The sequence below is a fragment of the Streptomyces sp. FXJ1.172 genome (assembly GCF_001636945.3).
GTDB lineage: Bacteria > Actinomycetota > Actinomycetes > Streptomycetales > Streptomycetaceae > Streptomyces.
The window spans coordinates 7,847,546-7,873,367 of record NZ_CP119133.2 but is presented as its reverse complement, the minus strand read 5'-3'; the positions used below and the strand labels follow the sequence as shown (position 1 = coordinate 7,873,367).

Below are 25,822 nucleotides of genomic sequence, written 5' to 3'. Positions count from 1 at the left end.
AGGCGAGACACCATTGACCGTGGCACGCCCATCTGGCTACGTTCTGCCGCATGTTGCGTTCAGCCCTGCTCACCACGCGCGGTCACATCGACCTGCTACGGGTGGCTTCCGCCGCGTGTCGCCGCGGCTGCTGACGCCCTTCTCCCACCTCACCCTTCCGGCTTTCGGTTTCCGGCTTTGGTCCCGGCTTCCGGCACACTCTGTCGCCGCTCCCGCTCACCCGTGACCAGCTGAATCCCCTGCACCCCGTACCCCCGGGACAGCTGGGACAGTCGGGGCAGCCGGGACAGCCGTCTCGACGCGCTTGAGACGACAGCCTCCCGCGTCGGCGCCCCCTTTCGGTCCTACTCACGCTCGCCCTCTCCTCGCGGAGCATCCATGAGCATCAGCCATGCCCCACCCAGCTCTACAGGACCCGACATTTCCGGTATATCCGCATCAAAGGATTCCGGAACGGAGATCGCCGGCCCCGCCCTCGATCTCCAGCCCGTCGTCCCCGCCTCCTCCCGCTCCCTCCGCATCCCCCGCTGGCTGCGCCGCACCGCGGGCCCGATCCTGCTGCTGGCCCTGTGGCAACTCCTCAGCGCGACCGGGGTGTTGACGGCCGACGTACTGGCCTCGCCGGGCCGGATCGCACAGGTCGGCTGGGATCTGACCAGCGACGGCTCACTGCCGTCGGCCATGGGTACCTCTTTGCAGCGCGTGGCGCTCGGGCTGCTCTTCGGGACCCTGACGGGCACCGGACTCGCCCTGGTCTCCGGGCTGTTCAGGATCGGCGAGGACCTGGTGGACGCGCCGGTGCAGATGCTGCGGACGGTGCCGTTCGTGGGCCTCATTCCGCTGCTCATCATCTGGTTCGGCATCGGCGAGGCCCCGAAGATCGCCATCATCACGCTCGGCGTCACCTTCCCGCTCTACCTCAACGTCTACGCCGGGATCCGCGGCGTGGACGCCCAACTCATCGAGGCGGGCGAGTCGTTGGGGCTGTCCCGGTGGGGGCTGGTGCGGCATGTCGTCCTGCCGGGTGCGCTGCCCGGCGCGCTGACCGGGCTGCGGTACTCGCTCGGTGTCGCCTGGCTCGCGCTCGTCTTCGCCGAGCAGGTCAACGCCGACGCCGGGATCGGCTTCCTGATGGTCCAGGCGCGGGACTTCCTGCAGACCGACGTGATCGTGGTCTGCCTGATCGTCTACGCCTTCCTCGGCCTGCTCGCCGACTTCGTCGTCCGTTCCCTCGAAAGGCTGCTGCTGCAATGGCGACCGACGTTCACCGGCCGGTGAGCCCCACGGAGTCCGCGGTGTCCGGTGTTTCCGGTGTGTCCACGGCCGTGCACGTCGAGGGGCTGACCCGCTCCTTCGACGGCCGTACCGTCATCGACGATCTGCACCTCGACATCGCGCCGGGCGAGTTCGTCGCCCTGCTCGGCCGCAGCGGCTGCGGCAAGTCGACGCTGCTGCGCATCCTCGCCGGCCTCGACCGCGACATCCGGGGCACCGCACTGGTCCCGCGCCGCAGGGCCGTCGCCTTCCAGGCACCTCGGCTCATGCCCTGGAAGAGGGTCTGGCGCAACGTCCTGCTCGGCCTGCCCGGAAAGCCCGAACGCGCCGCCGCCGAGCGGGCGTTGGACGAGGTCGGACTCGGCCATCGGGCCAACGCCTGGCCGAGGACGCTGTCCGGCGGTGAGGCCCAGCGCGCCTCCCTCGCCCGTGCCCTGGTGCGCGAACCCGATCTGCTGCTGCTCGACGAGCCGTTCGGCGCCCTCGACGCGCTCACCCGGCTCAGGGCCCAGCGGCTGGTCGGGGAGTTGTGGCGGCAGCGGGGCTGCGCGGTGCTGCTGGTCACGCACGACGTCGAGGAGGCCGTACTGCTCGCCGACCGCGTCCTGGTGATGGACGGCGGCCGCATCGCCCACGAGCAGCGCATCGACCTCGGCCGTCCGCGCGAGATCACCGACCCCCGCTTCGCCGCACTCCGCGCCGGCTTGCTGGAACGCCTCGGCGTCCACACCGACACCGAAGCCGAAGCCGCCTGACCCCTCGAAACCCTGCGCCCGGATCCTCCGCGCTCGACACCCCCTGCAGTCCATACCGCCTTACTCGATCCCCCTGCGCCCGATCCCTCGCACATGAACGGAACCGTCATGCGACGACGCCTCGCCCCCGCCGCAGCCCTCCTCCCCTTCGCGCTCCTGCTCACCGCCTGCGGCGGGAACTCGTCCGCGAGCACCGGCACCGTCACCGACGGCCAGGGCTCCGTCACACTGAACGTCGGTGACCAGAAGGGCGGTTCGGAGGCCATCCTGCGTGCCGCGGGAGAGCTGAAGAACCTGGACTACAAGATCAAGTGGTCCACCTTCACCTCCGGTCCGCCGCTGCTGGAGGCCGTGAACGCGGGGGCCGTCGACATCGGCGGTGTCGGCAACACCCCGCCCGTCTTCGCGGCCGGCGCCGGCTCGAAGATCTCCGTCGTGGCCGCCTGGCACGGCACCTCCAAGGGCGACACGATCCTCGTGCCCAACGGCTCCAGGCTGACCGGACCCCAGCAGCTCAAGGGCAAGTCCGTCGCCGTCGCACAGGGCTCCTCCGCGCACTACCAGCTCGTCGCCTCGCTCAAGGCGGCCGGGCTCAGCCTCGCCGACGTCAAGGTCAAGTACCTCCAGCCCGCCGACGCGCTCGCCGCGTTCACCTCCGGCAAGGTCGACGCATGGGCGGTCTGGGACCCGTACACCTCCCAGATCCTCCGGGCAAAGCGGGGCCGCGTGCTGACCACCGGCGAGGGCGTCACCAACGGGCTCACCTTCCAGGTGGCCGCGCCCTCCGCGCTGAAGGACCCGAAGAAGGCCGCCGTCATCAAGGACTACCTGACCCGGCTGCGGCGGGCGACGGCCTGGGTCTACGGCCATCAGGACGAGTGGGCCAAGGTGTGGTCCAAGGACACCGGTCTGCCGTACGACGTGGCGCTGGACTCCGTGCGGCGGACCAACTCCACACGCGTCGCGGTGGCCGTCGACAAACCCCTCGTCGCCTCCGAGCAACAGATCGCCGACGCCTTCACCGAGTTGAAGCTGATCCCGCAGAAGGTGGACTTCGGCGACTTCGTGGACACCAGGTTCAACGGCAGCCTGCCGCCGTCGACGACCCCGGCCAGGGGCTGACGTGGCCCGGGCGAACGTGCCGACGGGTACGGCGGCGGCGGGTGCGGCGTAGGCGTCGAGGCGCATGCGGGAGATGTTCCTCGGCCAGGGGGCGGTGGCCGGGGTGCGGCCGGGGGTCGGTCGGTGGCCGGGGCGGCGGCGTACTCCTCGTCGGTGACGGGGGTCAGAGCTTGGGTCAGGGGTTGGTCAGGGCTTGAGGAGGGCCTTGATGGCGCGGCGCTCGTCCATCGCCTTGTAGCCCTCGGCGACCTGCTCCAGGGGCAGGGTGAGGTCGAAGACCTTGCCCGGGTTGATCCGTCCCGACAGGACGCGGTCGATCAGGTCGGGCAGGTAGCGGCGCACGGGCGCGGGGCCGCCGCGCAGCCCGACGTGGGAGAAGAACAGTTCCTGGCCGTCGACGGCGACCTCATGGGGGACGCCGACGAAGCCGACGTTGCCGCCGGGACGCGCGGAGTGCAGGGCCTGCTGCATGGCCTGAGCGGTGCCGACGCACTCCAGGACCGAATCGGCACCGATGCCGCCGGTCATCTCCTTGATCCGGGCGACGCCCTCGTCGCCGCGCTCGGTGACGATGTCGGTGGCGCCGAACTCCCGGGCGAGCTTCTGGCGGGACTCATGACGGCTCATCGCGATGATCCGCTCCGCGCCCATCTCCTTCGCGGCGATCACCGCGCACAGGCCGACCGCTCCGTCACCGACGACCACCGCGGTGGAGCCGGGCCTGACCTCGGCGGCCTCGGCGGCCCACCAGCCGGTGCCCATCACGTCGGAGACGGCCAGCAGGCCGGGCCAGAACTCCTCGCCCGGCACCTCGTCGGTGGCGACCAGGGTGCCCTGGGCGTTGGGGATACGTACGTAGTCGGCCTGGCAGGTGCTCATGAACTCGCGGTTCAGGCAGTTGGACTGCCAGCCGTTGCGACAGTTGGCGCAGGTGTTGTCCGAGGTCGCGAACGAGCCGACGACGAACTGGCCGGGCCTGACGGCGGTGACCTCGGCTCCGACCTCCTCGACGAAGCCGACGTACTCGTGACCCATGGGGTGGGCCTCGTCGGTCGCGTCCAGGCCGCGCCAGGGCCACAGGTCGGAGCCGCACACGCAGGTGACGGCCGTGCGGATGATGGCATCGGTCGGCTTCAGGATCTTCGGGTCGTGCAGGGTCTCGAAGCGCACATCGCCGGGGGCATGGATCACTGCTCCGCGCATGGGGGAAGTCCTTACGTTCGCTGGAGGGGCGTGGCCCGCGGGTCGGCCCGCCGGCCGCTGTCGCCGTGTGCTGGTTTGAGGCGGGGACGTGTCGAGGGCGCCGTTGTCCTTCGCACGCTGCCCGGCCGGGTACCCGTCGAGGCGCAGGCCCCGCTCGTGGAGTACCTCTGCTCCAGGTAACCGCTCATTCCGACGGTTAGCGAGTTACCAGCGAAAGGTGTACTGGCAGTACATCCCTCCCGGGGCGGGCAGGCCGTACGGTCGAAGACATGGACAACCGTGAGGAGGTCCGCGAGTTCCTCACCTCGCGGCGAGCGAAGATCACCCCGGAGCAGGCCGGTCTGCCTGCCGGTTCCCGGCGGCGCGTGCCCGGCCTGCGCAGGAGCGAGGTCGCCGCGCTGGCCGACATGAGCGTCGAGTACTACGCGAAACTCGAACGGGGCAACCTGGCCGGCGTCTCCCCGGCCGTGCTCGAAGCCGTCGCCCGGGCGCTGCAGCTGGACGACGTCGAACGCGCCCACCTCCTGTACCTGGCCCAGGCCGCCGACGGCTCCGACGCCCTCACCCGCCCCCGGCGCCGCACCACCACCCGGCAGTGGACCCCGCACCGCAGCCTGCAATGGACCCTCGACGCGATCACAGCGGGGCCCGCCGTCGTGGGCAACGGCCGCATGGACATCCTGGCCGCCAACCGGCTCGCCCGCGCCTTCTACACCGACCTCTTCGCGAACCCCGACAACCGGCAGAACCTGGGGCGCTTCCAGTTCCTCGACCCGGCCTCCCGCCGGTTCTACCCCGACTGGGACCTGTTCGCCGGCATGGCGGTGGCCATCCTGCGCCGCGAGGCCGGCCGGGACCCCCACGACAAGGGCCTGCACGACCTCGTCGGAGAGCTGTCCACCCGCAGCAAGGACTTCCGCACCCGCTGGGGCGCCCACGACGTCCGCCGCCACGGCACCGGCACCAAACGCTTCCGTCACCCCGAGGTCGGCGACCTCACCCTTGCCTACGAGTCCCTCGACCTGGCCGCCGAACCCGGGCTCAACATGACCATCTACACCGCCGAACCCGGCTCCCCCTCGGAAGAGGGACTACGCCTGCTCGCCTCCCTGGCCGCCACCGAAGACGCGAACCCGGCAGCACAGCGCCCCACCGGCTGAGTGCACTGATACGCGCAAGCCGTGCGCCACGACGTCTTCCGGCGCGCCCACGGCACCAAGCGCCACCACCACGCCTCTCCGGCTGCTCCACGTCGAGCCGGACAGCCGGCTCCGGGAAGATCCGTGCCCGCGCCCCGGTTAGTAGAAGCGTGAACGAATCGCGCGAGGTCGAGGTTGTCGTCATCGGCGCTGGTCAGGCAGGTCTTTCCAGCGCATACCACCTGCGACGCACCGGTTTCGAACCGGACCGTGACTTCGTGGTGCTCGACCACTCCCCCGCGCCCGGCGGTGCCTGGCAGTTCCGGTGGCCCTCGCTGACGTACGGCAAGGTGCACGGGATGCACGCGCTGCCCGGCATGGAGTTGACGGACGCCGATCCGGCGCGGCCTTCGGCGGAGGTCATCGGCGCGTACTTCGACCGGTACGAGCGCGCCTTCGACCTGCGGGTGCGGCGGCCCGTCGACGTACGGGCCGTCCGGGAGGGCGAGGGCGGCAGGCTGTCCGTGCAGACCTCGGCGGGCACCTGGTCCACGCGGACGCTGATCAACGCGACCGGCACCTGGGACCGGCCGTTCTGGCCCCGCTATCCCGGCCAGGAGACCTTCCGCGGGCGGCAGTTGCACACCGCGCAGTACGCCGGCCCCGAGGAGTTCGCCGGGCAGCGGGTCGTGGTCGTGGGCGGCGGCGCCTCGGGCACCCAGCACCTGCTGGAACTGGCCCCCTACGCGGCCGCGACTACCTGGGTCACCCGTCGGCCTCCGGTGTTCCGCGAGGGGCCGTTCGACCAGGAGGCGGGCCGTTCGGCGGTCGCGCTGGTCGAGGAGCGCGTGCGGCAGGGGCTGCCCCCGCGCAGTGTGGTCTCGGTCACCGGGCTACCCCTCAACGACGTCATCCGGCAGGGTCTCGCGGACGGGGTCCTGGACCGGCAGCCGATGTTCGACCGGATCACGCCGGACGGCGTGGAGTGGAACGACGGGCGCCGTGTCGAGGCCGATGTGATCCTTTGGGCCACCGGGTTCCGCGCCGTGCTGGACCACCTCACCCCGCTGCGGCTGCGCGAGCCGGGTGGCGGGATCCGTGTCGAGGGCACGCGGGCCTTGGCCGATCCCCGTGTCCATCTCGTCGGCTACGGCCCCTCCGCCAGCACGATCGGCGCAAACCGGGCCGGACGCGCGGCCGTCCGGGACATCAGGCGGCTGCTGGCCGAGGAGGAGCCGGCCGCCGCGTGACGCTGCGCCGGCTCAGCGGACCGACGGCCGGGCCGAGCCCGACGACCCGTCAGGGCTGCGGCCGTGCGCCTGCCCCGCGCCCTGCTGGAGGGCGTTGAACTCCGCCACATTGCGCAAGTGCGTCGCGTAGTCGACGGAGAAGCGGGTGTCCCCCGGCTTGACCGTGACGAAGTACAGCCAGCGGCCCGGCGTCGGGTTGAGTACGGCGCGCATCGCCTGCTCGCCGGGGTTGTCGATCGGCGTCGGCGGCAGGCCCATGCGCTCGTAGGAGTTGTACGGGCTCTCGATGCGGGTGTCGTCCTCGCTGGTACGGACGGTGTTGCGGTGGAGTGCGTAGTTGAGCGTGGAGTCCATCTGCAACGGCCTCCCGCGCTCCAGCCGGTTGAAGATCACCCGGGCGACCTTGCCCATGTCCGCATTCGTCGCGGCCTCGGCCTGGACGATGCTGGCGATGGTGACGGTCTGGTAGATGCTCAGCGCGTTGCGCTGCGCCCCGGCGGCGATCGGCGGCGCGCTGAACCTGCTGTTCGCGGTGTCGACCATGGAGCGCAGCAGGGATTCGGGCGTCGCTCCCTGCCGCAACGGGTACGCCGCCGGGAAGAGATACCCCTCCGGGTTGCCCCCGGCGTCGCCCGGCAGGCTCAGGCCCGCCTTTCCGAGGGACTTGCGGGCGCTGCCCGAAGGCAGCCTGAGGGCCTTGTCGATGGCGTCGTACACCTGGCTCGCGCGCCAGCCCTCCGGGATGACCAGCGCAGCGGGTCCGGCCTCCCCTGGGCCGCCGTCCGGCATGAGCAGCGGCACCGCCACGACGGCAGCGGCCACGACGGCGCCGGCCACGGCGAGGACGATCCGGCCCCGGCGTGTCAGTCGGATCGTGCTCCGCGGCGGAATCTTCGTCTGCATACAGGAACGTTAATACGCATATCCCGCCAAATCCGGCACATGTTCGGCTTGTCGGTCACAGCGTCGGCCGGCCGAATGCCCGCGGATACAGCGGGTTCAACCGGCCGGTTCCAGCTGTGCGTCCCGGCGCACCAGCGCGGCGTACCGCCCGTCCAGCTCCAGCAGTTCCTCGTGCGTACCGCGCTCGGCGACATGGCCGGAGTCCAGCACCACGATCTGGTCGGAGCCGCGGATCGTGGACAGGCGGTGGGCGATGGTGATCGTCGTCCGGTCGGCCGACAGGGCGTCGATGGCCTCCTGGACCGCGGCTTCCGTGCGGGTGTCGAGCGCGCTGGTCGCCTCGTCGAGGATGAGGACCGGCGGATCGCGCAGGATGGTGCGGGCTATGGCGAGACGTTGCTTCTCGCCGCCGGAGAAGCGGTGACCGCGTTCGCCGACGACCGTGTCATAGCCATCGGGGAGCGCGGCTATGTGGTCGTGGATCTGCGCGGCCCTGGCCGCCGCGTGCAGCTCTTCGTCGGTGGCGTCCGGCTTGGCGAAGCGCAGGTTCTCCGCGACGGAGGCGTGGAAGAGGTACGTCTCCTGCGAGACCACGCCGACCGCGCGCGCGAGGGTGTCGAAGTCGAGGTCACGGACGTCGAAGCCGTCCAGGGTGACGCGACCGCCGGTGACGTCGTAGAGCCGGGGCACCAGATAGCCGAGCGTGGACTTGCCGGCGCCGGTGGGGCCGACGACGGCGAGGCTGGCGCCGGCCGGGACCGTGACGTCGATGCCGTCGAGGACCGGGCGGCCCTTGTCGTCCTTGTCGTAGCGGAACTCGACGTCCTCCAGGCGGACTTCACCCTTGATCTGGTCGAGGTGGACGGGCCGCTCTCGCTCGGTGATGTCGATCGGCAGGTCGAGGTACTCGAAGATGCGCTGGAAGAGCGCGAGGGAGGTCTGGATCTGGACGCCGGTCGCGAGCAGCCCCACGGCCGGGCGGAACAGTCCCTGCTGGAGCGAGACGAAGGCCACGATGGTGCCGAGCGAGACCTTCGGGCCGCCGAACTGCAGGGCCAGGCCTGCCGTCCAGTAGATGACGGCCGGCATCGCGGCCATGACGATCGTGATCACGGCCATGCGCCAGCGCCCGGCCATGTTCGACCGCACCTCGAGGTCGACCAGGCGCTCGGACTCCTCGGCGAAGGACGCGGTCAGCGAGTCCGAACGGCCCATGGTGCGGCCGAGCAGGATGCCGCTGACCGAGAGCGACTCGGTGACCGTGGCGGCCATGGCGGCCATCTGCTTCTGTCGCTGGGTGGTGATCTTCTTGCGTTCGTTGCCCACACGGCGGCTGATCCACACGAACACCGGCAGCAGAAGCAGCGAGACGACCGTGAGCCGCCAGTCGAGGGCGACCATCGCGACGACCGTGGCGACCACGCTGGTGACATTGGAGACCAGAGAGGTGGCCGTGGAAGTGACGGTGGCCTGCATGCCGCCGATGTCATTGGCTATGCGGGACTGCACCTCGCCGGTGCGGGTGCGGGTGAAGAAGGCGAGCGACATGCGCTGCAGCCGGCCGTAGACGGCGGTGCGCAGATCGTGCATGACGCGCTGGCCGACGGTGGTCGAGATCAGCGTCTGCAGCACGCCGAAGACGCTGGAGAGGACCGCGCTGAGGATCATGCCGAGCGCGAGCAGGCTCAGCAGGCCGGTGCGGCCCCGGGGGATCGCGACGTCGAGGATCTCCTTCAGCAGGAACGGCGTGGCCACCGAGACCAGCGAGGAGGCGCCGACCAGCAGGCCGACGATCGCGAGCCGCCCACGGTAGGGGCGGAAGAGCTTCAGGATGCGGCGCACCTGCCGGGGCTGTTCCTTGGCTTCGGCAGGCGGGGTCCAGGATGGTTCACGGTCGGGGTGCATGGGCTCCTACGGAGGTGAACTGCGCCGGTCAAGGGTCGGCCGACGATGACTGATGGATCATAGCTCATTGTTACCTATACTCACAATGAACGGCATCCTGATATTGTTCCCGCATGAGCACCCCCGATTCCGCCGGCCTGCTCGCCGAGCAGCTGCTGCGACTCACCCGCCGGGTGCACCGCATCCAGAAGCGCCATCTGGAACAGCGCGATCTGGGCGTCACCCCGGCCCAGTCCCGGCTGCTGCGCACCCTCGCGCACTACCCCTCGCCCCCGCGCATGGCCGACCTCGCCGAGAGTCTGGAGGTGGTGCCGCGCGCGGTGACGACGCTGGTCGACGGGCTGGAGGCGAGCGGGAAGGTCCGGCGGGCGGCGGATCCGGCGAACCGGCGCGTGACCCGGATCGAGCTGACCGACGAGGGGCGGGCGACCCTGCGCGAGCTGCGCGGCGCCCGCCGGTCCGCGGCCGAGGAGATACTCGCTCCGCTGACCGGGAAGGAGCGCGAGGTGCTGGGCGTGCTGCTGGACACGCTGATCGACGGGGAGACGTCCAAGGACTTCGGCGGGGAAACGGCCAAGAGCTGCTGACCGGCACACTCCACGACAGCACCGTGGCCCCGCTCCACCGGTGGGCGGAGGGGGCCTGCGCTTCGGACAAGGGCGTCAGCCGGCCTCCGCAGCCGGCTCCTTCGCGGACGGCCGGACCGGCACCACGGATTCGACCTGCCGGCTCTCCGAACTCTTCCCGCACCGCCGCGCTCAGCAGCGCTCGCGGTCCTCCGTCAGCACCCCCTGAGACGTGGCCAACGAACGGTCGTAGCAGCCACCGGAGCCGTGGAGCCGATAGCGCTCGCTCGACGTGCCCACCGCGTGCCGCTGGTCGCGCGGGACGTTGATCGTGTACGCCGCGTCACCGCCGTAGGTGTCATCCAGCCACGACCACGCGGTGCGCCGGCCGTCCCGTCGCTCCGTCACCGACGCGCGGTCGCCGAGCGTCAGCACCGTGCGCAGCCTGTTGTCCGCGCCGATGGTCGTCGTGCCGTTCAGGCTGTACGTCCGGTGCGTGTGCGTCGTGCGTGCAGGGCCGTGTCCGCCAGTGGTGACCGTCTCGTCGTCGGTCCAGGTCGCGTCCAGTGCGTCCGTGTTCTCACCGTCGGTCCAGCGGTGCACGGAGGTGTTGGCCAGCGCGCGGGTGACGGTCGTCGTCACGCGGCCGTGCGAGGTGTCCAGGTACCCGGAGACGGTGAGGCGGTGTCCGGCCTCGGTGTTCACCCGGTTCTCCGGACCAGGTGTGTAGACGGACGAGTTGGCGATGTCCGTCGCCCGGTCCGCGGTGAGCGCGCCGGTGAGGCGGGCGCGGTGCGCGTCCTGCCAGACCAGCACGTTCACCGGTGTGCTCCAGCCCTGCTGCCCCGCGGGCACGCCGACGACGGAGACCTCGACGCGGTGCGGACGGCCGTCGTCGAGGAGGCCCGCGAACGGCGTGAGGTCGTACTGGACGGGCCGTACGTCGAAGGCACCCGGCGCGGGGATGACGTACCAGAGGAAGGGGTCGGACCAGCCGCCGGTCCAGACGTTCGGGAACGGCGAAGCGATTCCTGCGAGTTGGCCGTCGACCTTGATCTGCACCTCACGGTAGGGGCCGTGATCGGCCTTGCAGGAGTACGACGCCGGGTCGGCCACGGTGAGGTACCAGAACTCCTCGCAGCCGCCGCCCGAACCGGTCGCGTAGACCTCGGCGACGATGCGCTCGCTGTTGCGCGGAGCGGTCAGGGTCGTACCGCCGGGTGTGTCGGCGAGGGTCAGGACGCGGTCGGGGGTCCGCTCGGCGGGGCGGCCCGCGTAGAAGGTCAGCGTGACGTGCACGTCGAGGACGCCGGTGTACGTGTCGTCCACGACGTTGCCGATCAGCATCTCGACGTCCTGAGCGCTGCGGAAGGTGTCGCTGTAGCGCGTGACGTCCTTCTCGACGTGCCACTCGATGCCGTCGGGCGAGGGCTCCGGGGTGGAGGTGCGCAGGATCTCGACCCCGCCGACGTGCACATAGCCGAGCCGGTCGTACTGGCGGCCCTTCACCTTGCCGTCGAGCCGCAGGACGACTTTGCTCCAGTGGTCGCCGCAGCCCTGGGGCGGGGTGTACGTCCCGCGATAGGGCGTGAAGTCGCGGAACTGCGCGTCGGCCAGGTCGACTTGGCACGATGTGGTCTGCGGCCGGTCGACCGGCGGTGCCGCGGTGACCGGGTCGTGCCAGTCCGTGCCGAACTCGGCCGGGACATCGGCCGCTTGGGCGGTGGCGGCCCCGGTGCCGAAGAGCGCGCTCGCCATGAGGGTCGCCCCGGCGAGCATGGACATGACTATCCGTCTTCTCATGGCCCGTGTTCTACGGGCAGTCGGCCCCGCCCCGCAATGACGCCTCGTCGCGTCAGGCGCTCAACTCCTTCTCGTCCCCCATCACCATGACCGGGTGCATGTCCGGGTCCAGCGTGCGCAGCAGGAACCTCATCGCGTCCTCGGGGACGCTGACACAGGCGGACGTGCCGTCGCCGTGGTCGAGGTGCAGCCAGATGCCGCCGCCCTTGTCGTCACCCAGGGGGCGGACGGGGTCGTGCGGCACCGTGCCCGGCCGGCGGTTGTAGTCGATGGCGATGACGTAGTCGAAGACGTGCTCGTACGCCTCGCCCTGGATCGTCGGCGCGTAGGCGTACGCGTCCTGATCGTACGGGAGCCTGCTGCCGGGGTCGTCGAGCACGCCGCCCGCGTACGAGAGGCCGAACACGCCCACGGGACTGCGGTCGTCGCCCGAATGGTGGTCCGTGGTCCAGCCGTTCCGGCCATTGTGTGCGTCCCAACGGGCCACCGGCCGCCACTCCGGACCTTCCTTCGTGTACAGCACGACCGTGGAGTCGGGTGAATCCTCGCCCCTGCCGTACACCGCCAGGACCTGACCGGAGTCGCTGGGGATCCGCCGCTGCAGCCGGTCACCGACGCCCGGGATACGGGTCGGGTCGGTCGCGGGCAGGGCCGAGACGACCGGATGGCGGGGACCTTGCGCACCGCCGGCGTCGACAGGACCGGATCTGTCGCTGCCGCACCCGGACAGGGCCGCCAGGAGAGCCCCGAACGCCGTCACCGCGGCCGTCATGAGCCGCACGCTGTAGATCTGCACACGACCATGGTGGCATCACACAGCGATCGATAATGTGATTATTCCGGGCATTTCACCGGATTGGCTGACAGCATCGCGGGGTGACCTGGGGGGGGAGTCGGATCACCCGGCCGCCGACGCCGACGGTGTCCTGGCGCGGGTCTCCGCCTCGCCCCGGCATCGAGGGGCCCGCTGGCCGGAAGCCGGTGGATTCGTCGGCCCCGTCGGGAAAACCGTTTGAAATTCACCACTCTGCGAAGCGAACCTTTCACGGCTTGTTGGCACATCTCACCGTCTCCCCCTCCCTGACACGAGCCACTGGGACGTCATGCAGATTCAAGACCTTCCGTATTCCGATCCGGGGGTCCCGGACGCACGTTCGGGCCCCCGATTCCTGTGGTGGCTCTGGCGCAACCAGCTCGGCGGGCAGCTGAAGTCGCTCGCCTGGGGCCTGTTGCACTTCGTCTCCGTCTCCGCCCTGCCGTTCTGCGTCGGCCTCGCCGTGCAGGCGGTCGTCGACCGCTCCGGCACCCGGCTCGCTCTGACAGGCGGTCTGATGCTGCTGTGCGGCACGGGCATCGCCGTCGGCGACACCTTCCTGCACCGAACCGCCGTCACCAACTGGATCACGGCCGCCGCCCGGGTCCAGCAACTGCTGGCCCGCAAGGCCTCCCAGCTCGGCTCCGCCCTGACCCGGCGGGTCGCGGCCGGCGAGGTGGTGGCCGTGTCCACCGGCGACGTCGAGAAGATCGGCTGGTTCGTCGAGGCGGTCTCCCGGTTCACCGCGGCCGCGCTCACGGTCGTCGTGGTCGGTGCCGGTCTCCTCCTCTACCAGCCCGCCCTGGGCGTGGTCGTCGCGGTCGGGCTGCCCGTCGTGGCGCTCGCGGTCCTGCCACTGCTGCCCCGGGCCACACGCCGCGCCGATGTGCAGCGCGAGAAGGCGGGCCGGGCCACCGAGCTGGCCTCGGACACGGTCGCCGGGCTGCGCGTGCTGCGCGGCATCGGCGGCGAGGAGCTGTTCCTCGACCGCTACCGCCGGGCCTCGCAGGAGGTACGGCACGCCGCGGTGCGCAGCGCCCGGATGTGGTCGCTGATCTCCGCCATCCAGGTGCTGCTGCCCGGACTGCTGCTCATCGTCGTCGTCTGGCACGGCGTCCACCTGGCCCGCCAGGGCCGGATCACGGTCGGTGAACTCGTCACCGTCTACAGCGCGGTCATGATCCTCAACTACCCGCTGCGGCACTTCGAAGAGATCGCCATGGCGTACTCCTTCTCCCGTCCGTCGGCCAAACGGGCGGCCCGCGTACTGTCGCTGGAGCGCGCCACGGACACCGACGGCAGCCGCGCGGCCGAGGTGCCCACCGGAGATCTGTACGACCCCGACACCGGTCTGCTCGCTCCCGCCGGCCGTCTCACCGCTGTGGTCTGCGGCGACCCCGACGCGGCGGGGCGCCTGGCGGAGCGGCTGGGCGGCCACCCCGCCGAACCGGGCTCCTCGGTGCTGCTCGACGGAGTCGCCTTGGACGAACTCCCGCTGGACAGCGCACGAACCGCCGTCCTCGTCCAGGACAAGGACCCGGTCCTGCTGTCCGGCACCCTGCGCGAACTGCTCGACGTGCCCGCCTCCGGCGCCGTACCGGCCAAGGACGCCCTGGCCGCGGCGCAGTGCGAGGACGTGCTCGACGCGCTGGTGCAGGGGTCGTTGGGCGCCGCCGACCCGATGGATGCCCGGATCACCGAGCGCGGCCGCTCCCTGTCCGGCGGCCAGCGCCAGCGGCTCGCGCTGGCCCGGTCGCTGGTGACCGACCCCGAGGTGCTGGTGCTGGACGAGCCGACCTCCGCGGTCGACTCGCACACCGAGGCACGGATCGCGGACGGGCTGCGCCGGCTGCGCTCGGGCCGCACGACGGTGGTGTTCACCTCCTCCCCGCTGCTGCTCGACCGCGCGGACCGGGTCGCCCTGGTCCACGAGGGCGAGGTCGTCGCGATCGGCGTGCACCGCGAACTGGTCGACAGCGAACCGCGATACCGGGCCGTGGTGACGCGCGAAACGGACGAAGAGCCGGCCACGGCCGACGAGGGCGCCCTGGTCGGCGCCCGCCAGGAACTGGAAGAGATCGAGGAGAGAGCATGATCGGCGTTGCGCCACCGGCGTACGACCCGGCGGCCCCGACGACCGCCACCACCCTGCCCGTCGGCGCGGCCACCACCGTGCGCGCCTACGTCGCCGAGCTGTTCCGCCGGCACCGCCGGTCCTTCCTGCTGCTCATCGCCGTCAACACGGCGGCCGTGATCGCCTCCATGGTGGGCCCGTACCTGCTCGGCGGCCTGGTCCAGCGGGTGTCCGACCGCTCGGGGGACGTTCAACTGGGGCCGACCGCCGCGGTGTTCGTGCTCGCGCTGGCCGTACAGGCCGTGTTCGTACGGCAGGTGCGGCTGCGGGGTGCCATGCTCGGCGAGCGGATGCTGGCCGACCTGCGCGAGGACTTCCTCGTCCGGTCCGTCGGGCTGCCGCCGGGCGTGCTCGAACGGGCGGGCACCGGTGACCTGCTCTCCCGCATCACCACCGACATCGATCGCCTGGCCAACGCGATGCGCGAAGCCGTGCCGCAGCTGGCGATCGGTGCCGTGTGGGCGCTGCTGCTGCTCGGCGGGCTCGTCGTGACGGCCCCGCCCCTCGCGCCCGCCGTGCTGCTCGCCGTGCCGGTACTGCTGGCCGGCTGCCGCTGGTACTTCAAGCGGGCGCCCTCCGGCTACCGCTCCGAGGCCGCCGGGTACGCCGCCGTCGCCGCCGCCCTCGCCGAAACCGTGGACGCGGGCCACACCATCGAGGCCCACCGCCTGGGCGCCCGCCGCGTCGCCCTGTCGGAGCGGCGGATCAAGGAGTGGACGTCCTGGGAGCGCTACACCCTGTGGCTGCGGTCCGTGCTCTTCCCCGTCATCAACGCCGTCCACGTCATCGTGCTCGGCTCGGTCCTGATGATCGGCGGTGTCTTCGTCCTGCGCGGCTGGATCGGGGTGGGCCAGCTGACCACCGGCGCCCTGATCGCGCAGATGCTCGTCGACCCGGTGAACCTGATCCTGCGCTGGTACGACGAGGTGCAGGTCGCCCAGGTGTCGCTGGCCCGCCTGGTCGGTGTGCGGGACATCGAACCGGAAGCCGGGGACGCTGCGCTGGCTCCGGACGGACGAGACGTACACGCGGACCAGGTGCACTTCGGTTACCGCGAGGGCGTCGACGTGCTCCGCAAGGTCTCGCTGGAGGTCGCGCCGGGCACCCGGCTGGCCCTGGTCGGTCCCTCGGGGGCGGGCAAGTCCACGCTGGGCAGGCTGCTCGCAGGGATCTACGCACCCCGAGGCGGCAGGATCACCCTGGGCGGCGCGGAGCTGTCCCGGATGCCGGCCGAACGCGTCCGCTCGCACGTCGCCCTGGTGAACCAGGAACACCACGTCTTCGTCGGCTCCCTGCGCGACAACCTTCTGCTGGCCCGCACCGGTGCCACCGACGCCGAGCTGTGGGCAGCCCTGGGCGCGGTCGACGCGCACGGCTGGGCACGGGCCCTGGACGACGGTCTGGACACCGAGGTCGGCTCCGGCGGCCTGGCGCTCACCCCGGCGCAGGCCCAGCAGATCGCGCTGGCCCGGCTGGTGCTCGCCGATCCGCACACGCTGGTACTGGACGAGGCGACGTCGCTGCTCGATCCGCGCGCGGCACGCCACCTGGAACGCTCCCTGGCCCGCGTCCTGGACGGCCGCACGGTGGTCGCCATCGCCCACCGTCTGCACACGGCCCACGACGCCGACGTGATCGCCGTCGTGGAGAGCGGCCGGATCAGCGAGCTGGGCAGCCATGACGAACTGGTCACGGCGAACGGCGCGTACGCGGCCCTGTGGCGGTCCTGGCACGGGTGAGGCTCCACGGGTACCACCGGTGACCGGGATCACGGCGGAGATTCCACCGGGCGGCCCGGTCACCGCGGCCAGGGTGGCCGTGCTGGTGGCAGTGGGCACCGGGGTCACGGTGCCTTGACCGCACGGGATCCCTGGCGCCGGCGCGGCTTCGACGACGGGGGCGCGGGGCCACCGGGCTTCGGCGGACCGGCGCGCGGCGGCTTCTTCCGAATCCGGAGCGTGTACCCGCCGGGCCCTGGTCGGCCGGGGCCCGGCGGGCTCTGCCGTGACTGGGACGAGCGGCCGCCGGACGCCGGGAGGCCGGCGCCCGCGGGGCAGCCGCGCCCCGGCCGACAGGGGCGCGACGGGCCCTGCCGGAGCCCGAGCATCTGACGCCCGGCCCTCGGGTGAGCGGCAGGCTTCGGGCGCTGTCGGGCTCTGGTGTGCGGTCCCGGGCCCTGGCCGGGTGCCGTGCCGTTGCGCGGTGCCGAGCCGGGGTGGAAGGCTGGAGAGCGGCACCGGTTCGGGAAGCGCCGGCGAACCACCTCGTTCGCGGCGTGTGACATCCGCGCCGCGCATGCCGGCGGCCCGCCATCCGCTGCGGCGGTATGCGGCCGTCCTCACCACCTGGAGGTACTCGTGGACAGCGCCGACGGCTGGGGGGACGACGTCTACCAGCCCGATTCCTCGGAGATCCGGGAGGACTCGGGGGTGCTCGACGTCGAGGACACACTGGATTTCGACGGCGTCGACGACCCGCTCGACCGCGGCTGGTCCCCTCCCGAGCGGCCGTGGGCGGTGGAACACACCGGTGTGACGGCTGCCGAGCGCCAGGCGGGCGAGACCCTGGACCAGCGACTGGCCGAGGAGCAGCCCGACCTCGTCACGCCCGACGGCGACGACATCGGTGACTGCGACGCCGACGGGGAACTTCTGGACAACGAGGTCGGCAACCTCCGCTCCGGCCGGCTGGTGGCCCCCGACGAGGGGGCGCACGAGGACGACGAGGCCGCTCTGGTCGCCACCGACGTCGGAATCGACGGCGCCGCCGCCTCCGCCGAGGAGGCCGCGATGCACATCGTCGACGAGGACTCCCTGTCCGGCTGACCCGCCCGCCCCCTGCCTGCCCGCCCCGTACGAGGAGCCGCCATGCCGCAGGACAAGCACCCCGACTACCACCCCGTGGTCTTCCGTGACCGTGCCGCCGGATACGCGTTCCTGACCCGCTCGACCGCGCAGAGTGAGCAGACCATCGAGTGGGACGACGGAGAGAGCTACCCGGTGATCGACGTGGAGATCTCCTCGGAGAGCCACCCCTTCTACACGGGCAAGGCCCGTACGGTCGACACCGAGGGCCGCATCGCCCGCTTCGAGCGCCGGTACGGCGGGGCGGAGCCGGGCGAGGCCGGCTGACCGGGGGCGGGCACTTTGCCCCTCCGGGCCGCAGCGCAGGGACAGGCCACAGTGACCGCCCCGCGGCCGGGGCCCGCGAGTCAGATCACATTGAGCGCGGCCGCGCAGCCCACGCCGCCCAGCAGCATGAACGCGGGCATCAGCACCTTCAGCTCCACCCAGCTGCCGGCCCGGAACCGCATCGCCTTCGGGGGCCCCAGCGGATACCAGCGCTTGCGGCCCACCGGAATGGGCCACAGGATCGGGCAGCCGGACACGGTCAGCGCGTCCCCGATGTCGTGCACCAGCGCACCCAGTACGACCGGCAGTCCCAGCCACAGGTACTGCTGGCCGGGCGCGGTGAGCAACCAGTCGGAGCCGTTGCCGGGCTTGTCCAGGATCCCCGCGAGGATCCACGCGCTGGTCGCCGCCAGGAGCCAGACCAGGACATCGGCGCTGGAGCCCCGGGCAGCCCGCCACAGCAGACCCTCGATCGCCAGCACCATGTGCACGAACAGGATCGCCAGCACCGCCCAGCGGCCCCCCGTGATCGCCGCAGCCGAACAGCCGGCGCCGATCAGGACCGCCCACACCCAGGTGTGCGTCAGCGTGCGGTGACCGCCGTTGCGGCGCGGGTCGCCCTTCATCCTGGTCGCCTTGTAGACGGCGTGGGACAGCTTGTCCACGATCTCGCAGATCGTGTGGGAGATCGGCCCGAAGGAGCGCGAGATCGTCGCCGCCTTGTGGTCGAGGTCGGGGGCGAGCGCAGCGCCGGCACAGATCAGGGCACCGACAAGGAGAACCGGCCAGGGCATCGGGTGACCGGCCGCGGCAGCCGCCGCTCCGACACCGAGCCAGGCCGCGGCCCCCGACAGTGAATGTGCTGGTCCCATCATGGCCGCTTCCCGCCCCGTTCCTCGTGTGCCGCTGTCCAGTTGACCCGGCGCGCTGACGCGCCGTCGGCGACACAGCGTAGCTGCCGTGATCTTCGTACCCACAGCCGATTCCCCTCTCGAGGACAAGGCCAGGCAAGATGGGGGCGTGACCCTCATCGATCAGCTGCCGCCGACCGCCGACCCCGACGCCCTGTACGAAGCCTTCGAGTCGTGGGCACAGGAGCGCGGTCTCACCCTCTATCCCCACCAGGAGGAGGCGCTGATCGAGGTGGTCTCCGGGGCGAACGTGATCGTCTCGACGCCCACCGGCTCCGGCAAGAGCATGATCGCCGCGGGCGCGCACTTCGCCGCGCTGGCCCGGGACGAGGTCACCTTCTACACGGCCCCGATCAAGGCGCTGGTGTCGGAGAAGTTCTTCGAGCTGTGCAAGCTCTTCGGCACCGAGAACGTCGGCATGCTCACCGGCGACGCCTCCGTGAACGCCGACGCTCCCGTGATCTGCTGCACCGCCGAGGTGCTGGCGTCGATCGCGCTGCGCGACGGCAAGAACGCGGACGTCGGCCAGGTCGTCATGGACGAGTTCCACTTCTACGCCGAGGGCGACCGCGGCTGGGCGTGGCAGATTCCGCTGCTGGAACTTCCCCAGGCCCAGTTCATCCTGATGTCGGCAACTTTGGGTGACGTGTCCTTCTTTGAGAAGGACCTCGCCCGTCGCACCGGCCGCCCCACCTCGGTGGTCCGCTCGGCGACCCGTCCGGTGCCCCTCTCCTACGAGTACAAGCTCACACCGCTCACCGAGACCCTCACCGACCTGCTGGAGACCAAGCAGGCACCGGTGTACATCGTGCACTTCACCCAGGCGCAGGCCGTGGAGCGGGCTCAGGCGCTGATGAGCATCAACATGTGCTCGCGCGAGGAGAAGGACCAGATCGCCGAGCTGATCGGCAACTTCCGCTTCACCACCAAGTTCGGCCGCAACCTCTCCCGTTACGTCCGCCACGGCATCGGTGTCCACCACGCCGGCATGCTGCCCAAGTACCGCCGCCTGGTGGAGAAGCTCGCCCAGGCCGGTCTGCTGAAGGTCATCTGCGGCACGGACACGCTCGGAGTGGGCGTCAACGTGCCCATTCGCACGGTGCTGTTCACGGCGCTGACCAAGTACGACGGCAGCCGCGTGCGCACCCTGCGTGCCCGCGAGTTCCACCAGATCGCGGGCCGGGCCGGCCGGGCCGGGTTCGACACGGCCGGGCTCGTGGTCGCGCAGGCGCCCGAGCACGTCATCGAGAACGAGAAGGCTCTGGCGAAGGCGGGCGACGACCCGAAGAAGCGGCGCAAGGTGGTGCGCAAGAAGGCGCCGGAAGGCTTTGTCGGCTGGACGGAGAACACCTTCCAGAAGCTGATCGAGTCGGAGCCGGAGCCGCTGACGTCCCGTTTCCGGGTGACACACACCATGCTGTTGTCGGTGATCGCCCGACCGGGCAACGCCTTCGAGGCGATGCGTCACCTGCTGGAGGACAACCACGAGCCGCGCAGGCAGCAGCTCAGGCACATCCGCCGGGCCATTGCGATCTACCGCTCGCTGCTCGACGGCGGGATCGTGGAGAGGCTCGACACTCCGGATGCCGAGGGCCGTATCGTCCGGCTCACGGTGGACCTCCAGCAGGACTTCGCGCTCAATCAGCCGCTGTCCACGTTCGCGCTCGCCGCGTTCGAGCTGCTCGACCCCGAGTCGCCGTCCTACGCGCTCGACATGGTCTCCGTCGTGGAGTCCACCCTGGACGACCCGCGGCAGATCCTCGTCGCCCAGCAGAACAAGGCGCGCGGTGAGGCCGTTGCCGCAATGAAGGCGGACGGTGTCGAGTACGAGGAGCGCATGGAGCGCCTCCAGGACATCACCTACCCCAAGCCGCTGGAAGAGCTGCTCTTCCACGCCTACAACACCTACCGCAAGAGCCACCCGTGGGTCGGCGACCACCCGCTGTCGCCCAAGTCCGTGATCCGCGACATGTACGAACGCGCGCTGTCCTTCACGGAGTTGGTGTCCTTCTACGAACTGGCCCGCACCGAGGGCATCGTCCTTCGCTACCTGGCCAGCGCCTACAAGACCCTCGACCACACCATCCCGGACGACCTGAAGTCCGAGGACCTGCAGGACCTCATCGAGTGGCTGGGCGAGATGGTGCGCCAGGTGGACTCGAGCCTGCTGGACGAGTGGGAGCAGCTGGCCAACCCGGAGGAGATGACCGCCGAGGAGGCCCAGGAGAAGGCCGACGAGGTCAAGCCGGTCACCGCCAACGCGCGCGCCTTCCGGGTGCTGGTCCGCAACGCCATGTTCCGCCGCGTGGAGCTGGCTGCTCTCGACCAGGTCGAGGAGCTGGGCGAGCTGGACACCGAGGCCGGCTGGGACGCCGATGCATGGGGCGAGGCGATGGACAAGTACTGGGACGAGTACGAGGACCTCGGCACCGGCCCCGACGCCCGCGGCCCCAAGCTGCTGGTGATCAAGGAGGAGCCGGAGAACGGTCTCTGGCGCGTCCGCCAGATCTTCGACGACCCGAACGGCGACCACGACTGGGGCATCAGCGCGGAGATCGACCTCGCGGCCTCGGACGCCGAGGGCCGTGCGGTCGTCCGCGTCACCGATGTCGGCCAGCTGTGAGTGGTCGCCGACCGGTCGTGAGCCTTCCTCGACCAGTTGTGAGCCAAGGAGAATCCCACTGATGACGAACCCGGCCGAGAGACTGGTCGACCTCCTCGACCTGGAGCAGATCGAGGTCAACATCTTCCGTGGCCGCAGCCCGCAGGAGTCCCTGCAGCGGGTCTTCGGCGGCCAGGTGGCGGGCCAGGCGCTGGTCGCGGCCGGCCGCACCACGGACGCCGACCGCCCGGTGCACTCGCTGCACGCGTACTTCCTGCGCCCGGGCCGCCCCGGTGTGCCGATCGTGTACCAGGTGGAGCGGGTCCGCGACGGCAGGTCGTTCACTACGCGCCGGGTCACGGCCGTGCAGCAGGGCCGCACGATCTTCAATCTGACCGCCTCCTTTCACAAGCCTGAGGAAGGACCGTTCGAGCACCAGCTGCCGCCGGCCCGCGAGGTGCCGCACCCGGAGTCGCTGCCGACGGTCTCCGAGGAGATCCGCAAGCACCTGGGCGCGCTGCCCGAGCAGTTGGAGCGGATGGCGCGCCGCCAGCCCTTCGACATCCGCTACGTCGACCGGCTGCGCTGGCACACCGAGGAGATCCAAGGGGCCGAGCCGCGCAGCGCCGTGTGGATGCGCGCGGTCGGACCGCTGGGTGACGACCCACTGGTCCACACGTGCGCGCTGACCTACGCCAGCGACATGACCCTCCTGGACGCGGTCCGCATCCCGGTCGAACCCCTTTGGGGTCCGCGGAACTTCGACCTGGCGTCGCTGGACCACGCCATGTGGTTCCACCGGCCGTTCCGCGCGGACGAGTGGTTCCTGTACGACCAGGAGTCGCCGATAGCGATCGGCGGGCGCGGTCTGGCCCGCGGCCGCATCTATGACCTGCAGGGGCGACTGCTCGTCTCGGTCGTCCAGGAGGGCCTGTTCAGGTCTCTGTAACGGACCGGCGCCGGATCTGCGGCCGGGCGGGTTCAGACCCGCGTGGGCCGTGGGCTTCTGCGCCGCAACCAGCCGCGCAGGCCGCGGTGGGACGGTGCCGGTTCCCGCTCGTGCCGGCGGTCCCGGCGCGCGGGCGGCCTGGTCGGGCGTGCCGGCGACGTGCGGTGCCCCTCGGCCCTTCGGGCCGCCGGCCCGTGATCCGGCCAGGGCGCCCCGAACACCGGACCTTCGTTCGCCTCGGTCGTCCCGGCCGCCGGCCCATCGTTCATCTCGGCCGCCGAAGCCACCTGCTCGCCGCTCGGCGCGGGAACGGCAGCCGCCAGCCGGCCCCTCGGCCCCGGCGCGCCGACCAGCAGCTCACCGATCGGCTCGGGCGCCCTGGCCAGGGGCTCACTCTGCGACTCCGACGTTCGTACGAACTGCGATTCCTCCCGCTTCGTCAACGCCCGTTCCTGGGGTTCCGTGGGCCGCGTGACCGTCCGTGCCAGGGGCGGGATGGGCCGTGCGTCCGCGCGCACCGCCGACGCGGTGCGACGGGCGGCCGGGCGGGGAGCAGGCGAATCGGTGCGGGCGTCCTCGACCGCATGGGCCAGCTCACTGCGCAGCCAGTCGATCTCGTCCGGGTCCTGCGCGGTCGTGATCCGCTCGGCGAGGTGAGCTGCGGGCGATCCCGGGGTGCCCTGGCCGGGCGGCACGGGCCGGAACCGGTTCAAGTAGGAACGGTCGTAAGGGTCCTTGACGACGGCGGCGATCTCGACGGGCGCGAGGAAGGCGGCAAGAGCACCGGCTCGGATCCAGGGGTCCTCGGCCTGCCGCAGCAGGAATCCGAGGTGGCGTCCGCGCCAGTTGCGGGCGCGCAGGTCCACTCCCTCCTCCAGTTGGCCGCGCAGGCTCTCGGGCGTGCGCCCCTTGAGCAGGTGCGCGTTCTCCGGTGCCGCAGTGAAGTCCCGCAGGTCTTCCGCCAGATAGAGCCAGACCACGACGCGGTAGCGATTCAAATACCAGCGCACGGGCACGAGCAGTCCCAGGCGGCCGAGGCGGGTGAAGCGGCCGGCCGGGATCTCCATGAGCGCTGCGCCCTCCGCGGTACCCACCACCTGCACGCGCCCGCGCAGGGCCTCCGGGAAATCGTCCTGTGCCTGAAGACGGTCGATCTCCGCGCGCTCCACCCGCCGGACTCCCCCACCGGCCTCGTCGGGCACGGTCCGGATGCGTCCGAGATGCACGGCGAGGTCGAACTCGCTGCGTTTGAGGCCCAGTTCCCGAGCAGCGCGGCCCGGGGTGCAGGTATCGGGCCGGGAGGGACTGAAGATGCTTGCCGACATGGTCGTACTCCCCCGTCGGAGTCGTGGCTCACGCCCTGTGCGCGAGGCGTGTACACACCGTAGCCGGTGCGGCGCATCTCGTGACGGGCCTGTGGATAACTCTCCGGGAGCAGAGGAAATTGCAGGTCAGAGGTCTGCGTTGGGGGCTCGCCCAGGCTGCCTGGCGTCGACGCCCAGGTGCTCGCCGACGCGGTTGACGAGCAGGGTCATCTCGTAGGCGATCTGGCCGATGTCGGCCTCGGCCCCACTGAGCACGCACAGACAGCTGCCGCTGCCTGCCGCGGTCACGAACAGCACGGCGTCGTCGTACTCGATCATGGTCTGACGTACCCTGCCCGCGCCGAAGTGGCGGCCCGAACCCTTGGCGAGGCTGTGCAGCCCGGATGCCACGGCGGCCAGATGCTCGGCGTCCTCCCGGCGCAGGCCCGTGCTCGCCCCCGTGACCAGTCCGTCGTTCGACAGGACCAGTGCGTGCCGCACGTGGTCCACCCGCTCGGTCAGATCGTCCAGGAGCCAGCCGAGTCCCTGGTTCTGTGCCATCTCCGTCTCCCCGTGCGATGTCTCCCCCTGGCTGGAGGAACTCTCCGCCAGCCTTCACCACCACCGGCGTCCGGGCAAGCCGGATGGGCACATGGCACAGAAGATGACCGATGGGCAATGTCGGGCGTTCGTCCCGAACGGCGCATGCACGGGCCGCCTGTTCACCGTTCGCGCCGATGGGAGGCCTGATGCGGCTCCGAACAGGCTCCTGCCGAGCGGAGCTGAATCGGCCTTCGGCACAGGTAAGAACGCGGCAAGCGGCGCAATCCGGTGGGCTCAGCCGACCGAGTCCAAGAGCCGGGCGGTGTACATCCGCCCCGCGTGATCGACGAGCCGGATCAGGACCTCCTTGCCGGAGTCCCGGTCGCGCGCGTCGCACAGCACCACGGGAGTCCCCTGGTCGAGGTCGAGAGCGCGGGAGACGTCGTCGGCGCCGTAGCTGCGGGCGCCCGCGAAGCAGTTGACGGCCACCACGAACGGGATGCGACGGTGCTCGAAGTAGTCGACAGCGGGGAAGCAGTCCTCCAGGCGCCGGGTGTCCGCGAGGACGACGGCGCCCAGGGCTCCCTGGGACAACTCGTCCCAGAGGAACCAGAAGCGGTCCTGCCCCGGGGTGCCGAAGAGGTAGAGAGACAGGCCGGAGCGGATGGTGATGCGCCCGAAGTCCATGGCGACGGTGGTGGTGACCTTCCGGTCCACGCCGTCGATGTCGTCCACCAACTGCCCCGCCTCGCTGAGCAGTTCCTCGGTGCGCAGCGGCCGGATCTCGCTGACGGCCCCGACCAGGGTCGTCTTGCCGACGCCGAACCCGCCGGCCACCAGTATCTTCAGCGCCAGGGCAGCGGTGTCGCCGGCGGCGTCGGAGTGCTCGGATACCATGATCACTTCTCTCGGGAGTACCGGTCGCGGTCGGCGTCCGCGCGCTTCGGGCGCGAAGCCAGCATCATGACAACTGGGTCGCAGCTTCGGGCGATTGGACCGAAGTGCGCCTGATGTGAGCAACTTGCGCCCGGTCGGGGGCACAACGCGTCCGGATGGTGTGTGCGGCCGGGGGTGTACTGCGTCTTCCACGTGGCCATCTACAGCGCCCGCAATCCCTCGATGACCTCGCGCAGGATCCGCTCGTCGGGCAGGTGCGCCGGCGGCACGGGACGGCTGATGGCCACACAGCCGAGTTCGAGGAGGTCCCCGAGGAGCACCCTGACCACACCGACGGGGAGATCGGCGTCCGCCGCGAGTTCGGCGACGGACTGCGTCTCGGCCCGGCACAGCCGCACGAGCGTGCGGTGTTCGGGGCCGAGGGCGGTGTCACCGGCGAGTGCCGGGGCCGCGGGGTCGAGCGTGACGAGGGCGATCAGGTCGAAGCGCACCCCGGTGGGACCCGGCTGGGTGCGTCCGCCCGTCATGGCGTACGGGCGGACCAGGGGCCCGGCCTCGCCGTCGTACCACTGACTGCCCGGCTCCTGTGGGCCGTTCATCGGGTTCTCAGTCATCG

The 25,822-nt window shown here is 71.1% G+C and carries 22 protein-coding genes and 1 pseudogene; 13 read left to right on the top strand and 10 right to left on the bottom strand.

The genetic code is table 11. From position 1 onward, the window contains the following. The first annotated feature begins 50 nt into the window (after positions 1-50). The 4 genes from A6P39_RS45625 to A6P39_RS35510 all read left to right on the top strand — a co-directional run bounded on the left by A6P39_RS45625 (position 51) and on the right by A6P39_RS35510 (position 3,152). The gene (locus tag A6P39_RS45625; protein ID WP_349817350.1) at positions 51-134 is read left to right on the top strand and encodes a putative leader peptide; all 84 of its coding nucleotides are present in this window, start codon (positions 51-53) and stop codon (positions 132-134) included. 244 nt (positions 135-378) lie between these two features. Further along, the gene (locus A6P39_RS35520) at positions 379-1,278 is read left to right on the top strand and encodes an ABC transporter permease (RefSeq protein ID WP_067052497.1); all 900 of its coding nucleotides are present in this window, start codon (positions 379-381) and stop codon (positions 1,276-1,278) included. Then, positions 1,251-2,030 (top strand): ABC transporter ATP-binding protein, encoded by a 780-nt coding sequence (locus tag A6P39_RS35515; protein WP_067052495.1) that lies wholly within the window; start codon positions 1,251-1,253, stop codon positions 2,028-2,030. The genes A6P39_RS35520 and A6P39_RS35515 overlap by 28 nt, the downstream gene beginning before the upstream one ends. 108 nt (positions 2,031-2,138) lie before the next feature. Beyond that, positions 2,139-3,152: an ABC transporter substrate-binding protein gene (locus A6P39_RS35510; RefSeq protein ID WP_199840941.1), complete on the top strand. Its 1,014-nt coding sequence runs from the start codon at positions 2,139-2,141 to the stop codon at positions 3,150-3,152. Positions 3,153-3,338: 186 nt separating this feature from the next. On the opposite strand, the gene A6P39_RS35505 is transcribed toward A6P39_RS35510, so the two are convergent. Further along, positions 3,339-4,355 (bottom strand): zinc-dependent alcohol dehydrogenase family protein, encoded by a 1,017-nt coding sequence (locus tag A6P39_RS35505; protein WP_067052491.1) that lies wholly within the window; start codon positions 4,353-4,355, stop codon positions 3,339-3,341. A gap of 269 nt (positions 4,356-4,624) precedes the next feature. Here A6P39_RS35505 and A6P39_RS35500 point away from each other — a divergent pair, with 269 nt between their 5' ends. Further along, positions 4,625-5,515 (top strand): helix-turn-helix transcriptional regulator, encoded by an 891-nt coding sequence (locus A6P39_RS35500; protein WP_067052489.1) that lies wholly within the window; start codon positions 4,625-4,627, stop codon positions 5,513-5,515. Between the two features lie 149 nt (positions 5,516-5,664). Beyond that, complete coding sequence (locus A6P39_RS35495; protein WP_067052487.1) at positions 5,665-6,744, top strand: NAD(P)-binding domain-containing protein; 1,080 nt, start codon at positions 5,665-5,667, stop codon at positions 6,742-6,744. A 12-nt stretch (positions 6,745-6,756) separates the two neighbouring features. Here A6P39_RS35495 and mltG read toward each other — a convergent pair whose 3' ends face one another. Continuing rightward, positions 6,757-7,647, bottom strand: a complete 891-nt coding sequence (gene mltG / locus A6P39_RS35490) for an endolytic transglycosylase MltG (protein ID WP_067052485.1) — start codon at positions 7,645-7,647, stop codon at positions 6,757-6,759. 96 nt (positions 7,648-7,743) lie between these two features. Next, entirely contained in the window at positions 7,744-9,552 is a 1,809-nt protein-coding gene (locus tag A6P39_RS35485) for an ABC transporter ATP-binding protein (protein WP_067052483.1), read from the bottom strand. 113 nt (positions 9,553-9,665) lie between these two features. Between A6P39_RS35485 and A6P39_RS35480 the strand changes: the two genes are divergently transcribed. Further along, positions 9,666-10,139 carry a MarR family winged helix-turn-helix transcriptional regulator gene (locus A6P39_RS35480; RefSeq protein WP_067052481.1) on the top strand — a complete coding sequence of 158 codons (474 nt, stop codon included), beginning with the start codon at positions 9,666-9,668 and terminating at the stop codon, positions 10,137-10,139. A 171-nt stretch (positions 10,140-10,310) separates the two neighbouring features. On the opposite strand, the gene A6P39_RS35475 is transcribed toward A6P39_RS35480, so the two are convergent. Beyond that, positions 10,311-11,921, bottom strand: coding sequence for a peptide-N4-asparagine amidase (locus A6P39_RS35475; protein ID WP_199840940.1), 1,611 nt, complete (start codon positions 11,919-11,921; stop codon positions 10,311-10,313). Positions 11,922-11,973: 52 nt separating this feature from the next. Next, positions 11,974-12,693, bottom strand: coding sequence for a hypothetical protein (locus A6P39_RS35470; protein WP_067052652.1), 720 nt, complete (start codon positions 12,691-12,693; stop codon positions 11,974-11,976). A 331-nt stretch (positions 12,694-13,024) separates the two neighbouring features. Between A6P39_RS35470 and A6P39_RS35465 the strand changes: the two genes are divergently transcribed. From A6P39_RS35465 to A6P39_RS35450, 4 genes are all read left to right on the top strand, one after another. Beyond that, positions 13,025-14,830 (top strand): ABC transporter ATP-binding protein, encoded by a 1,806-nt coding sequence (locus A6P39_RS35465; protein WP_067052477.1) that lies wholly within the window; start codon positions 13,025-13,027, stop codon positions 14,828-14,830. Further along, positions 14,827-16,608: an ABC transporter ATP-binding protein gene (locus A6P39_RS35460; protein WP_067052476.1), complete on the top strand. Its 1,782-nt coding sequence runs from the start codon at positions 14,827-14,829 to the stop codon at positions 16,606-16,608. The genes A6P39_RS35465 and A6P39_RS35460 overlap by 4 nt, the downstream gene beginning before the upstream one ends. A gap of 618 nt (positions 16,609-17,226) precedes the next feature. Beyond that, on the top strand, positions 17,227-17,694 hold the full coding sequence (locus tag A6P39_RS35455) for a DUF5709 domain-containing protein (RefSeq protein WP_067052474.1): 468 nt from the start codon (positions 17,227-17,229) through the stop codon (positions 17,692-17,694). A 42-nt stretch (positions 17,695-17,736) separates the two neighbouring features. Beyond that, the gene (locus A6P39_RS35450) at positions 17,737-18,000 is read left to right on the top strand and encodes a type B 50S ribosomal protein L31 (protein WP_067052472.1); all 264 of its coding nucleotides are present in this window, start codon (positions 17,737-17,739) and stop codon (positions 17,998-18,000) included. A gap of 80 nt (positions 18,001-18,080) precedes the next feature. On the opposite strand, the gene A6P39_RS35445 is transcribed toward A6P39_RS35450, so the two are convergent. Continuing rightward, positions 18,081-18,875 (bottom strand): metal-dependent hydrolase, encoded by a 795-nt coding sequence (locus A6P39_RS35445; RefSeq protein WP_067052469.1) that lies wholly within the window; start codon positions 18,873-18,875, stop codon positions 18,081-18,083. A 145-nt stretch (positions 18,876-19,020) separates the two neighbouring features. Between A6P39_RS35445 and A6P39_RS35440 the strand changes: the two genes are divergently transcribed. Both A6P39_RS35440 and A6P39_RS35435 read left to right on the top strand, forming a co-directional pair. After that, positions 19,021-21,534 (top strand): DEAD/DEAH box helicase, encoded by a 2,514-nt coding sequence (locus A6P39_RS35440; RefSeq protein WP_067052467.1) that lies wholly within the window; start codon positions 19,021-19,023, stop codon positions 21,532-21,534. A 61-nt stretch (positions 21,535-21,595) separates the two neighbouring features. Beyond that, positions 21,596-22,462: an acyl-CoA thioesterase gene (locus A6P39_RS35435; protein ID WP_067052465.1), complete on the top strand. Its 867-nt coding sequence runs from the start codon at positions 21,596-21,598 to the stop codon at positions 22,460-22,462. Between the two features lie 488 nt (positions 22,463-22,950). Here the strand turns inward: A6P39_RS35435 and A6P39_RS35430 are convergent. From A6P39_RS35430 to A6P39_RS35410, 4 genes and pseudogenes are all read right to left on the bottom strand, one after another. After that, positions 22,951-23,787 (bottom strand): annotated as a pseudogene (locus tag A6P39_RS35430) (DUF6397 family protein); the annotation flags it as partial. A 126-nt stretch (positions 23,788-23,913) separates the two neighbouring features. Next, positions 23,914-24,327, bottom strand: a complete 414-nt coding sequence (locus A6P39_RS35425; RefSeq protein WP_067052463.1) for a roadblock/LC7 domain-containing protein — start codon at positions 24,325-24,327, stop codon at positions 23,914-23,916. Between the two features lie 276 nt (positions 24,328-24,603). Then, positions 24,604-25,206, bottom strand: a complete 603-nt coding sequence (locus tag A6P39_RS35415; protein ID WP_067052648.1) for a GTP-binding protein — start codon at positions 25,204-25,206, stop codon at positions 24,604-24,606. Positions 25,207-25,406: 200 nt separating this feature from the next. Next, positions 25,407-25,820, bottom strand: coding sequence for a DUF742 domain-containing protein (locus tag A6P39_RS35410; RefSeq protein WP_067052462.1), 414 nt, complete (start codon positions 25,818-25,820; stop codon positions 25,407-25,409). Positions 25,821-25,822: the final 2 nt, after the last annotated feature.